This is a genomic window from Simplicispira sp. GW247-4R2A, assembly GCF_059424465.1.
Map to the genome: position 1 here is coordinate 43404 of NZ_JBWKZM010000004.1, position 11102 is coordinate 54505.

Annotated in this window: 13 protein-coding genes; 8 read left to right on the plus strand and 5 right to left on the minus strand. The window is 64.4% G+C overall.

Annotation, left to right across the window (positions count from 1 at the left end):
- The first annotated feature begins 37 nt into the window (after window positions 1–37).
- The 6 genes from AC07ZH_RS04300 to AC07ZH_RS04325 are packed head-to-tail and all read left to right on the plus strand — an operon-like array spanning window position 38 to window position 5601.
- The gene (locus AC07ZH_RS04300) at window positions 38–844 is read left to right on the plus strand and encodes a transporter substrate-binding domain-containing protein (RefSeq protein ID WP_495198694.1); all 807 of its coding nucleotides are present in this window, start codon (window positions 38–40) and stop codon (window positions 842–844) included.
- A 17-nt stretch (window positions 845–861) separates the two neighbouring features.
- Window positions 862–1641, plus strand: a complete 780-nt coding sequence (locus tag AC07ZH_RS04305; protein WP_495198695.1) for an amino acid ABC transporter ATP-binding protein — start codon at window positions 862–864, stop codon at window positions 1639–1641.
- Window positions 1642–1698: 57 nt separating this feature from the next.
- Window positions 1699–2442 (plus strand): sugar phosphate isomerase/epimerase family protein, encoded by a 744-nt coding sequence (locus AC07ZH_RS04310; RefSeq protein ID WP_495198696.1) that lies wholly within the window; start codon window positions 1699–1701, stop codon window positions 2440–2442.
- Complete coding sequence (locus AC07ZH_RS04315; RefSeq protein ID WP_495198697.1) at window positions 2439–3404, plus strand: sugar kinase; 966 nt, start codon at window positions 2439–2441, stop codon at window positions 3402–3404. The genes AC07ZH_RS04310 and AC07ZH_RS04315 overlap by 4 nt, the downstream gene beginning before the upstream one ends.
- Window positions 3401–4390 carry a 2-hydroxyacid dehydrogenase gene (locus AC07ZH_RS04320; protein WP_495198698.1) on the plus strand — a complete coding sequence of 330 codons (990 nt, stop codon included), beginning with the start codon at window positions 3401–3403 and terminating at the stop codon, window positions 4388–4390. The genes AC07ZH_RS04315 and AC07ZH_RS04320 overlap by 4 nt, the downstream gene beginning before the upstream one ends.
- Window positions 4387–5601, plus strand: coding sequence for a LacI family DNA-binding transcriptional regulator (locus tag AC07ZH_RS04325; RefSeq protein ID WP_495198699.1), 1215 nt, complete (start codon window positions 4387–4389; stop codon window positions 5599–5601). Before AC07ZH_RS04320 ends, AC07ZH_RS04325 begins: the two co-directional genes overlap by 4 nt.
- Here the strand turns inward: AC07ZH_RS04325 and AC07ZH_RS04330 are convergent.
- Window positions 5555–6247: a LysR substrate-binding domain-containing protein gene (locus tag AC07ZH_RS04330; RefSeq protein ID WP_495198700.1), complete on the minus strand. Its 693-nt coding sequence runs from the start codon at window positions 6245–6247 to the stop codon at window positions 5555–5557. The genes AC07ZH_RS04325 and AC07ZH_RS04330 overlap by 47 nt on opposite strands.
- Entirely contained in the window at window positions 6172–6456 is a 285-nt protein-coding gene (locus tag AC07ZH_RS04335) for a LysR family transcriptional regulator (RefSeq protein WP_495198701.1), read from the minus strand. The genes AC07ZH_RS04330 and AC07ZH_RS04335 overlap by 76 nt, the downstream gene beginning before the upstream one ends.
- Window positions 6457–6562: 106 nt before the next feature.
- Here AC07ZH_RS04335 and AC07ZH_RS04340 point away from each other — a divergent pair, with 106 nt between their 5' ends.
- Both AC07ZH_RS04340 and AC07ZH_RS04345 read left to right on the plus strand, forming a co-directional pair.
- Window positions 6563–7000, plus strand: coding sequence for a carboxymuconolactone decarboxylase family protein (locus tag AC07ZH_RS04340; RefSeq protein ID WP_495198702.1), 438 nt, complete (start codon window positions 6563–6565; stop codon window positions 6998–7000).
- A gap of 35 nt (window positions 7001–7035) precedes the next feature.
- Window positions 7036–8565, plus strand: coding sequence for an MFS transporter (locus AC07ZH_RS04345; protein WP_495198703.1), 1530 nt, complete (start codon window positions 7036–7038; stop codon window positions 8563–8565).
- Window positions 8566–8699: 134 nt separating this feature from the next.
- Here the strand turns inward: AC07ZH_RS04345 and AC07ZH_RS04350 are convergent, their stop codons facing one another.
- The 3 genes from AC07ZH_RS04350 to AC07ZH_RS04360 form a co-directional block, all read right to left on the minus strand.
- Window positions 8700–9527 (minus strand): exosortase H-associated membrane protein, encoded by an 828-nt coding sequence (locus AC07ZH_RS04350; protein ID WP_495198704.1) that lies wholly within the window; start codon window positions 9525–9527, stop codon window positions 8700–8702.
- 16 nt (window positions 9528–9543) lie between these two features.
- Window positions 9544–10092, minus strand: coding sequence for an exosortase H (xrtH, locus tag AC07ZH_RS04355; protein ID WP_495198705.1), 549 nt, complete (start codon window positions 10090–10092; stop codon window positions 9544–9546).
- 197 nt (window positions 10093–10289) lie between these two features.
- Window positions 10290–11084 (minus strand): IPTL-CTERM sorting domain-containing protein, encoded by a 795-nt coding sequence (locus AC07ZH_RS04360; RefSeq protein ID WP_495198829.1) that lies wholly within the window; start codon window positions 11082–11084, stop codon window positions 10290–10292.
- Window positions 11085–11102: the final 18 nt, after the last annotated feature.

Below are 11102 nucleotides of genomic sequence, written 5' to 3' on the forward strand. Positions count from 1 at the left end.
TCCCTCTTTTCACCCCGCCACCACCAGGAGACTTCGCATGACCTTTTCCCTGCAACGCCGCACCGCTACCGCCACGCTCGCGGCACTGGGCCTCGGCGCCGCCCTGACCGTTTTCGCACCGTTTGCCAGCGCGCAAACGGTCTCCGAGATCAAAAAGAAGGGTGAGATCACCATCGGTATGCTGATCGACTTCCCGCCCTATGGCACCACCAACGCACAAAACCAGCCCGATGGCTACGACGCCGATGTGGCCAAGCTGCTCGCCAAGGACTTGGGGGTCAAAGCCAACATCGTCCCCGTGACCGGCCCCAACCGGATTCCGTTCCTGCAAACCAGCAAGGTCGACGTCCTGGTGGCATCGCTCGCGATCACGCCCGAACGCGCCAAGCAGGTACAGTTCTCCAAGCCCTACGCTGCGGCCACCATCGTGCTGTACGGCAAAACAGGCTCCAGCATCAAGAGCGGTGCCGATTTGAAGGGCCTGCGCGTGGGCGTGGCGCGTGCCAGCACGCAGGACGTGGCGGTGACCAAGGCGGCGCCCGAAGGCACGGAGATCCGCCGCTTCGATGACGATGCGTCTGCCATGCAGGCTTTGATTTCCGGGCAAGTCGATGCCATTGGCTGCTCGGTCACCGTGGCCGCGCAGATCGCCAAACGCGTGCCGGCCAATACCTTCGAGAACAAGTTCAACCTGCTGCAACAGGCCATGGGCATTGCCATGCGCCCCGGGCAGGACGACTTGCTCAAGGCAGTGAACGATTTTGTCGAGCGCAACACGGCCAACGGCGAGCTCAACAAGCTCTACCAGAAGTGGCTGGGCGCCGATCTGCCCAAGCTGCAGTAAGTGGCGAGGAATCCCCCATGACGGACGCAGTCACGACCCTGCCCGCCGCGGCGCCCATCATCGAGATGCAGGGTGTCGACAAGTGGTACGGCAGCTTTCAGGTGCTCACCGACATCGACCTGTCGGTGCGCGCGGGTGAGCGCATCGTCATCTGCGGGCCTTCGGGCTCGGGCAAATCCACCTTGATCCGATGCATCAACCGGCTCGAGACGGTGCAAAAGGGCCGCATCGTGGTCGACGGCATCGACCTGACCGCCGGTGGCAAGAACGTGGACGCGGTGCGCGCCGAAGTCGGCATGGTGTTCCAGCAGTTCAACCTGTTTCCGCACCTGACCATTCTGGAGAACTGTGTGCTCTCGCCGATGCGCTCCAAGGGCATGTCGCGCCAGGAGGCCGAGGCCACCGCCATGCAGTACCTCAAGCGCGTGCGCATTCCGGAGCAGGCGCAGAAGTACCCCAGCCAGCTCTCGGGCGGCCAGCAACAGCGCGTCGCCATCGCGCGGGCGCTGTGCCTATCGCCCAAGGTGATGCTGTTCGACGAACCCACCTCGGCCCTGGACCCGGAAATGGTCAAGGAAGTGCTCGACACCATGATCGGCCTGGCCGACGACGGCATGACCATGCTCTGCGTGACACATGAGATGGGCTTTGCCCGCAGCGTGGCCGACCGCGTGATCTTCATGGCCGACGGAAAAATCCTGGAGCAGGCGCCGCCGGCGCAATTCTTCGGGCAACCCCGGCATGAAAAGACACGCCAGTTTCTCGGCCAGATTCTCACCTCCCACCAGGCCCATTGAGCTTCGCCCACGCGGGGCTGGTGTTCCGTGCCGAGCGCAGTTCCTGAAAGAACAGCAATGAATGTATTGATCTCCCTGTCGTCCTTCGGCGCGGCAGAAGTCGGCCGCCATGGCCAGCTCTGGTGCGCGCAGCTCTCGCGCGCTGCCGGAGCCGACAGCGTGGAAGTGCGCGGTGAGCTGCTGCGCGATGCTGCTGCCGAGCTGCCCGCACTGGTCGGCATGGCGGCGGTGTATTCCAGCCCCGAAGGGCTGTGGGCCGCCACGGGACAACTCGACGAGCAGGCGCTGGCGCGCGGCCTGCACGCCGCGCAGGTGCTGGGTGCCCCGCGGCTGAAGATGGCGATTGGCGGTTTCGGCACGGTATCGCACGCATCGCTCGCGCGGCTCAAAGAGCTGCTGGCTGGGCACGCCACCGAGCTGGTGATAGAGAACGACCAGACGGAGAGCGCCGGCACGTTGGCCGCCATGCAGGGCTTTTTTAATGCGCAGGAACGTGCCGGGCTGGACCTGGGCATGACCTTCGACATGGGCAACTGGCACTGGCAAGGCGAATGCCCGCTGCAGGCTGCGCAGGCACTGGCGCGCCACGTGCGCTACGTGCACTGCAAGGGCGTCCAGCGCCAGTCGACCAAGTGGGTAGCGGTGCCGCTCATGGCATCGGCCGCGCCGTGGCGTGCGGTCTTGCGGGCCCTGCCTGCCGACGTTCCCCATGCCATTGAATACCCGCTGGTGGGCGACACGCTGGAAGCCGTCACGCGCGCGCAGATCGAGGTGATTCGCGCCGCCCGGAGGAGCCTATGAGTGCCGACGCCACTGCGCAGACCGCGCTCGACGTCGCCCTGTTTGGCGAGGCCATGCTGCTGCTGGTGGCCAACGAGCCCGGCCCGCTGGAGCATGCCACCGGCTTTCACAAGCGCACCGCAGGGGCGGAAACCAACGTCGCGATCGGGCTGGCACGCCTGGGCCTCAAAGTCGGTTGGGCGAGCCGCCTGGGCACAGACTCCATGGGCCGCGCGCTGCTCGCCACCATGCAGAGCGAAGGGATCGACTGCTCGCACGTGGTGTGCGACGCCGGGCAGCGCACGGGGTTTCAGTTCAAGGAGCGCGTGACCGACGGACGCGACCCCCAGGTGGAGTACCACCGAAAAGGCTCGGCCGCCAGCCAGATGGGCCCGGCCGATGTGGACGCGGCATGGCTGCGCAGCGCACGCCACCTGCACGCTACCGGCGTCTTCGCCGCGATTTCAGACACCAGCTTGCAGGCAGCCGTCCGAACGCTGGAGGTGATGCGCGCCGCCGGCCGCACCATCTCGTTCGACCCCAACCTGCGGCCCACGCTGTGGTCCTCGCCGGAGACCATGCGGCACTGGATCAACGAGCTCTCGCGCTACGCCGACTGGGTGCTGCCGGGCATGCAGGAGGGGGCGTTCCTCACAGGCGAAACGACGCCCGAAGGCGTGGCACGCTTCTACCGTGAGCGCGGCGCCAAGCTGGTCGTGGTAAAGCTTGGCGCCGAAGGTGCGTACTTCGACAGCGAAGTGGCGGGCACCGGCCGCGTGGCGGGTTTCCCGGTGGTTCAAGTGGTCGACACCGTGGGCGCAGGCGACGGTTTTGCCGTCGGCGTGATCACTGCACTGCTGGAGGGGCAGACCGTGCTGGCCGCCGTGCGGCGCGGCGCCTGGATCGGCGCGCGCGCGGTACAGGTGCTGGGCGATACCGAGGGCCTGCCATCGCGCACCCAACTGCAGGAAGCCGGCCTGTGACGCGCAAGAAGATCCTCGTGTTCCGGGAATTGCCACCCGACCAGCTGGCGCGCCTGCAGGCAGCGCACGACGTGACGGTGGCCGACCCACGCCAGCCTGCGCAACGCCCACTCTTTGACGCTGCCCTGGCCGAAGCACACGGTCTGATCGGGTCGAGTTTCCGGCTTGGCGCTGCGCTGATCGAGCACGCCCAACACCTGGAGGTGGTCTCCAGCATTTCGGTGGGCGTGGACAACTATGACCTCGGTGCCCTGCACGCGCGTGGCATCGTGCTGTGCCACACGCCGGGCGTGCTGGACGAAACCGTGGCCGACACAGTATTTGCACTGCTTATGGCCACCTGCCGCCGCGTGGTGGAACTCTCGCAACTCGTGCGCGAAGGCCATTGGACACGCAACATCGGCGAAGACCTGTTCGGCACCGACGTGCACGGCAAGACGCTGGGCCTATTGGGTTTTGGCCGCGTCGGCCAAGCCATCGCACGGCGCGCAGCACTGGGCTTTGGCATGCCGGTGCTGTACCACGCGCGCCATGCGGTGGACCTGGCAAGCCAGGCCCCTGAGCTACAAGGCAAAGCCGAACACACACCGCTCGCCACCCTGCTGGCGCAATCGGATATCGTGGTTGCCATGCTGCCCTTGACCAACACAACGCGCGGGATGGTGGATGCGAAACTCTTCGCGGCCATGAAGCCTGGCGCCTTCTTCATCAATGGCGGACGCGGCGCCACCGTGGTCGAGGCAGATCTGCTCGCCGCGCTCGACCACGGCCACCTGTGCGCGGCAGGCCTTGACGTGTTCACCACCGAACCACTGCCGCTCGCCTCGCCCCTGCGCACACACCCGCGCGTCACGCCGCTGCCGCACATTGGCTCGGCAACGCACGATACGCGCCACGCCATGGCCGCCCTCGCCACGCGCAATCTGCTACAAGCACTGGCAGGCGAGCGGCCTGAAGCGGCTTACCCTACAGCCCCAGCAACATGAGCGCCCGGCGCCCGCCGAAGCCGGCACTGCCAGAAGCGGCCCCGTCACCAGCCGTGCGCACCGCTGCCGCTAGCGTACCGCGCACCCGCCCGACGATTGCCGACGTAGCCACCGAAGCCGGCGTGTCCAAAGCCACGGTCTCGCGCTTCTTCAATCACCGAGAGCGCCTGCTCAGCCCCGATATCGCCACCCGAGTGGAGGCGGCCATCGCCAAACTGGCCTACAGCCCAAGCCCCATGGCGCAGGCGCTCAGCCATGGGCGTTCCAGGCTGATCGGCCTGGTGGTAGCCGACATCACCAATCCGTTTTCCGTCGCCGTGCTGCGCGGCGCGGAAAAGGTCTGCCAGGAGGCGGGCTACCTGGTGATGTTGTTCAACCTTGGCAACGAGCGTGAGCGCGAGCGCGATGCCATCGACGCGCTGGCCAGCTACCAGGTTGACGGCTTTATTCTCAACACCCAGGGGCAAAGCGAAGCACTGGGCAAAAACCCAACCGACACGGATATTCTCCGGGGCCGGCCCGCCGTGCTGGTGGATCGCCGCCATGCTGCCCTGAACGCCGATTTCGTCTCGCTGGACAACCAGAGCGCCATGCGCGCTGCCTACGACCATCTGGTGGAGCAGGGCTGGCGCGACCTGCTCTACATCACGCAGCCCCTGGAGGACGTAAGCTCGCGCCAGGAGCGCGCCAGCGCATTCTCGAGTTGCATCAAGGTGCACGCGCAGGCCGTGCGTGGACAGCTGCTGGAGCTGGGCAAAGCGATGACGGGTACTGCTGATGGGGAACCTGACGGCACACTGGACGCCGCAATCCGCGCGCTGCGCGAACGCGCTGGCGCCAACGGGTGCGGGGCGATCATCGCGGGCAACTCGGTGGTGACCTTGCGCGTAGCCGCGGCCATGGCGCGCCTGGGCTGGAGCTTTGGCCGCGAGCTGGGCTTTGTCGGCTTCGACGACCCCGACTGGGCACCGCTGATCGGCCCTGGCCTGACCATGGTCTCTCAGCCAACCGACGCAATTGGGCAGAGCGCCGCGCAGTGCCTTCTGGAGCGGCTGGGCGGCCTGCAAGGCCCAGCACGCGAACGTCTGCTGCCGGGCCGGCTGGTCGTGCGCGGCTCGTCAGCTGCGGCCAAGGCACGGCCGGCGACTCGAAACCAGAAGCAGCTCACCCCCCCAGAGCCCCCGGAATGTGCAGCACCAGGTGGTCGATGAGCGCTCGCACGGCCGGGAGCAGGCCGCGCCGGCTGACGAACACGAGGTGGATGTCCTGCTCCAGCGTGCGCCAATCCTTGGCCACATGGACCAGCGTTCCGCTTTCCAGAGCGCGCCAGACGATGCGCAGCGGCAGCAGCCCGATGCCGACGCCGCCCGCCACCGCCTCCAACTGCACGGCGTAGTCTGAGCACAGCAGGCGCGGGCGGTGCGCGATGCGCGCGCTGCGCCCGTCCGCGGCTGTGAGCGTCCAGATCTGCTCAGCGCCCTCGCGCTGACCGCTGACGGTGTCGTGCTCGGCAATCTGCGCCGCATCTGCGACAGGCTCACGCCCTGCGAGGTAGACCGGCGCCGCCACCAGCACGCGGTGGCCCGAGGCGATGCGCCGCGTCACCAGGCCCGGGTCCTCCAGGCCGCTGGTGCGCACGCGCAACGCCACGTCGATACGTTCTTCGATCAGGTTGACCATCCGGTCGGTAGATTCGATCTCCACCCGCACCTTGGGGTGCTCGCGCAGGAAATCGGCGACCACGCGCGCCGCGTAGAACTGCGCGATGGCCACCGGGCAGGTCAGCCGGACGGTGCCCGATGGCGCCGAGCGCAGCGCGTCAATGGCCTGGTGCGCTGCCTCGGCTTCCACCAGCATGGCGGCGCAATGCTCGTAAACGCCTGCCCCGCCTCGGTGAGCGACAGGCGCCGCGTGCTGCGCTGGAACAGGCGCGCACCGAGGCGCTCTTCCAGCAAAGCGACACGGCGGCTGAGCTTGGATTTGGTGACATGCGTCGCGCGCTCGGCAGCGCTGAAACCCCCATGCTCGACGATAAGGGCGAAGTAACGCAGGTCGTTCAAGTCCATGGTGGCGTCTCATTTTTAGGACAAGTATTTGCTATTTTGCCGTCTTATCGCCGATTGTTGCTACCTATATCGTTGCATCCATTCACAACACCCCAAGGAGCCGACGATGGATACCCGCCTTAATTTCTACACCGCCAACCCCGAAGCCATGAGAGTACTCGGCGCGCTGGAGCAGCGCATCGCCAAATCCGGCATCGACAAGCCGCTTGCCGAACTGCTGCGGCTGCGTGTCTCGCAGATCAATGGCTGCGCGTACTGCCTGGACATGCATTTCAGCGATGCGGTCAAGGCGGGCGAGCAGACGCGCCGCCTGGCCACCCTGTCGGCCTGGCGCGAAACGCCGTTCTTCAGCGACCGCGAACGCGCCGCGCTGGCCTGGACCGAGGCCGTCACGCTGGTGGCGGACACGCATGTGCCGGACGCGGTGTGGGAGGACATCCGCCCGCATTTCACGCCTGAAGAGCTGGTGGATCTGATGCTGTTGATCACGACCATCAACACCTGGAACCGCTTTGCCATCGCGTTTCGCAAGATGCCGGCCTGAAGCGCTGCACCCTTTTGCAACCCCTGCGCGCTGCCATGAGCAAAGCCTCCTCCAACCGGCTGGTCTGCTGCACGATCTTCGTACTGGCGCTGACCGAATTCCTGCAATCGGGCATGACGGCGTTTGCCGCCGCCCCCATCATGGGCGAGATCGCCATCGGTCCGGAGGAATTCAGCCTGATCGCCGCGGTGTACGCGAGCGTGGCGATCCTGGCGATCTCCATGCAGCGCTGGTGGGTTGAACGCGTCGGCGGACAGCGCTTTATCCAGGCCGGTGCGGTGGTATGCGTGGCAGGCTCCCTGGTGTGCGCCAGCAGCCGCAGCTTCAGCAGCTTTTTGCTGGGGCGCGCCCTGATGGCGCTGGGTGGCGGCGCGTTTTTCACCGCCAGCCGCATGATCATCCAGCACCGACTGGGCGGCCCCGCACGCTTTGTCGGTATCCGCTGCCTGGCCACCGGCCTGGCAATGGGGATCGCCGCCGCGCCATGGCTGGCGGCCACCGCCGTAGCCCAAAGCCATTGGTCGGCCATGTACCTCCTGTTGGCAGCGCTGGGCACGGTTGTTTTTGTGCTGGCCACACTGGCCCTCAATGGCGGACCGCGCGACGTGCCGCAGCGCCGCTCAGCAGCGCAGCCTTGGCAACAGTTGCTGTTGCTCGGCGCAAGCTTCGGCTGGTTGTACGCCCTGCAGCGCCTGTACTACGATTTCTATTCCAACACGGTGACGGTGCTGCTGATGCTGGCGGGTGCTCTCGCAGCGCTGGTCCTCTACCTGCACGCGCAGCACCGCCACACCGAGCCGCTGCTGCGCGTGCGCGAGATGTGGAGCCCACGCTTCCTGGCTGGGTTGGCACTGTTCGGTTTTGCCTACCTGGTGCTGGGTGCCAACAACTATGTCGTTCCCATGCTGCTACAGCGCGCGCTGGGCTTTGGCTGGCAGACCGTGGGCCTGATCGAAGCGCTGGGTCTTGGCGCAGCGCTGCTCACCTGGGGGGTGATGTCGCGCGTGCTGCCACGCTACCCCTCGCCACGCAAGTTCCTGGTCATCGGGTTTCTGGCACTGACGGTCTCTGGCGCGCTGCTGACACAACTCAACACAGGCGTGGACTTGTGGCGCCACGTGCTGCCCGCACTGGCGCTCAACAGCGTGTTTCTACTGACCGTATTGCCGGTGTCGGCCATGCAGACATTTCGCGGCGTGGAGCACGACGAATCGGTGTTTTCCCACGCGCAGCAGCTCAAGAACATGCTGGGGCAGGCTGGTATTGCCATGGGTATTGCCTTGGCCACCATCGGCCAGCAATGGCGCGGTGCGGTCCATTACGAGGTGCTGGCGGCGCAAGTGAACGCATACAACCCCCAGTTCATTGCGCTCGTTCATCATCTGCGGCAGGCGCTGGGCGGCGCAATGCCGGCGCCGGAGGTCACACGGCTCGCACTGGCGCAGGCGGCGCAATGGGTGGCGCAGCAAGCGACCCTGCTGGCGGGCGTGGACTACTTTGCGCTGATTGCGGTGCTGGGCATGGCGGGAATGTTGGTGGCGGCGGGACAGCGGGTATTTCGCTGAGCAGGCACTGCTATCGCTATGTCAGCGCATCACGACGATCCGTCAATTTTTTGGCAATGCTGCGCCACGCGAGTAGCCACGCATATCGACGGAAAATGATGACCAACGCAAGGCACCCTACTCACCCTTGCAGGTCACGAACCGTCTGAGCGGCGCTTGGGCAAGGCCGCCGCCGCATCCGATGAGATAAGCGACTCCTCTTGCTGTCTTGTCAGACGCGTAGTGGCCTCACTGTCCGAGCGAACAGGGCCTCGGAGTGGCGTTTGCTCGGTCACTGCTTCCGCGGAGAGCGTTTGCAGCATCGGCGGTAATACCTCTTGCGAAAGAGGCACTGGCTCTGCCGCACTCCCCGCAGACGCCACCAAATGCGCACGCATCCCGGGCGCCACCACTTCTATAAAAAATTTCTTATCGATCCACAGCCACAACATGATGGGCACCAAAGTCGGTACGACGAGAGCACCCACCTGATACCCATACACGATAGCTTCGATCTGCCAATGCGGCACCTTGAGCACCTCTGCACTGGTCTTCGCATACAGCACGATCTGAATCAATACAAACATGGTCAGACTGAACACTTGCGCCGGCAGCAACAGCAAGTAGCCCAGAAGGGCCTGCCCCGCACGGCCACGCAGTCGTGCCGCAAACAAGAGCGCCAGAAAAATGGGCAGGCCATACGCATAGCGGCCCGGATCGGCCTCGACCGAAAGCTCACCAAGACGACCACCAGCATCCTGCACGGGCATTTCGACGGTGGTTTCGACCTCCATTTTTCCGAGTTCACTATGGATACTGCGCACCCACATGGGCGCGGTCTGCTCCAGCACAACTTGCGATAGCTCCGCCACGGGCCATGAAGTCCATGGCGACACCTTGCTCCATACGAGCGTCAACGCCACCATCCAACCCAATGCGGAGAGGGCGAAAGCGAACCAACCAGAAGGACGACGCAACTGCACAGTCCAGCCTTTTTCGCTATCCCGCGACCAGAGGCGCTGGGGACGACGGGGGTGAACCGCCAGAATCGCCAGATGATGGGAAAGAGGAATGCTTCAAACCCGCACGCACCCATAGCAGCCAAACCATCAACACGTCGATCATGATCAGCCCTTGCCACAGATATTCGTGCGCAAAGTTGAATACCGCCGTGTTCCATTGTCCGAGATAGAACAGGCTGATGATGCGCACAACATTCAGCGCCTGCACTGCAAAGAATCCTGCCCCGACCCCGAGGAGTTTGTGACGCCAGCGCTCCGGAAATGCAACGATCGCGGCAAACAGAACGATGCACGCTTCAATGCCATTGCACCCCGGCTCAATGGAAACGCCAAAGCCCGTTTGCGTGTTCCACAGCACCTTGCCGGTTGCGGCCGCACTGGAGTCAAACCACATCACCAGTTCGACGCAAAAACGGGCGAGCAATTCCGTCCAAGGCAACACAAGATGCTGCTGAACCCAATTGAGCATATTGATGCCGAACAGGCTGAGCTGAAGTGCAAGAAATACGAGAAAAAACCGAAACATGAAAATCGAATGATTGACCTATAGAAGCCGCCCGGCAACTTCCACCAGAAGAACGATTATCTGCAAGCTCGGTTTGCACACATGAAAAGGCGCATCGCGCTGTCCCATATCCAAAGCGCAAAGCAGAAAACCAGCGCGGACGCAAGCCCTATTGCCCAAGTCAAAAACTTGGGCAATAGGAGTCCTCCACATGGCTTTTAGCGGAGCATCAAACGCCTACGGCGCCAGGCAAACAACCCAATCAACGCAGACAAACTTGCCAGCGCCCACGGCGCATCTACAGGAATGCTACTCGCCGGCACCAGTGGACCAAAACCTGGTGCAAATGGATCACTGATCTTGCCCACTGTGGGATCTGAATCACCCACCCCATTGTCTGAGATGGTGTATTTCACCGTCTTGCGATCGGGGCTGAGCGTTGCACTTGCCCACCTGAACCAGGTCGATACAGGGGCCAGTGCAGTTTGAGGCCCATATTTCCAGAACTGGATGTTCATGGGCAAAGCCTCGGGGTAGGTCAGCGTCATGGTCACGCTTGTGGTGCAGCCCACAGCCTGGAATGCAAACTCACCATACGACAAGGTCGTTCCTGCAGGTGTAGGCGCGCCAACCACACTGTTGAAACTGGTAGATGGCTCCAATGTGCAACTGCTGCCCCCACCCGAAAGCGTTGCCGTAGCTGTACCAGCCATACCGGGCACAGTTCCGGTCACCGTCATGAGCAATGGCGTGACGCTGTTGGACGCTGCCGATGCACTGCCCGTGCCCGCCGCGTTGGTGGCGGTCACCGTGAAGGTGTAGGCCGTGCCGTTGGTGAGGCCAGTCACCGTGATCGGGCTGGCTGCACCGGTTCCGGTAAACCCGCCAGGATTGGACGTGACGGTGTAGCCCGTGATGGCCGAGCCTCCATTGCTGGCCGGTGCCGTGAAGACAACGCTGGCCTGCGCAGCGCCTGCCGTGGCGGTGCCTATCGTGGGCGCGCCTGGAACCACCGCGTTGACGCTGAAGCT

Excerpts from the sequence above, each read along its gene's own strand:
- AC07ZH_RS04300 (WP_495198694.1), top strand. The coding sequence starts at position 38 with ATGACCTTTTCCCTGCAACGCCGCACCGCTACCGCCACGCTCGCGGCA.
- AC07ZH_RS04305 (WP_495198695.1), top strand. The coding sequence starts at position 862 with ATGACGGACGCAGTCACGACCCTGCCCGCCGCGGCGCCCATCATCGAG.
- AC07ZH_RS04310 (WP_495198696.1), top strand. The coding sequence starts at position 1,699 with ATGAATGTATTGATCTCCCTGTCGTCCTTCGGCGCGGCAGAAGTCGGC.
- AC07ZH_RS04315 (WP_495198697.1), top strand. The coding sequence starts at position 2,439 with ATGAGTGCCGACGCCACTGCGCAGACCGCGCTCGACGTCGCCCTGTTT.
- AC07ZH_RS04325 (WP_495198699.1), top strand. The coding sequence starts at position 4,387 with ATGAGCGCCCGGCGCCCGCCGAAGCCGGCACTGCCAGAAGCGGCCCCG.
- AC07ZH_RS04330 (WP_495198700.1), bottom strand. The coding sequence starts at position 6,247 with ATGCTGGTGGAAGCCGAGGCAGCGCACCAGGCCATTGACGCGCTGCGC.
- AC07ZH_RS04335 (WP_495198701.1), bottom strand. The coding sequence starts at position 6,456 with ATGGACTTGAACGACCTGCGTTACTTCGCCCTTATCGTCGAGCATGGG.
- AC07ZH_RS04340 (WP_495198702.1), top strand. The coding sequence starts at position 6,563 with ATGGATACCCGCCTTAATTTCTACACCGCCAACCCCGAAGCCATGAGA.
- AC07ZH_RS04345 (WP_495198703.1), top strand. The coding sequence starts at position 7,036 with ATGAGCAAAGCCTCCTCCAACCGGCTGGTCTGCTGCACGATCTTCGTA.
- xrtH (WP_495198705.1), bottom strand. The coding sequence starts at position 10,092 with ATGTTTCGGTTTTTTCTCGTATTTCTTGCACTTCAGCTCAGCCTGTTC.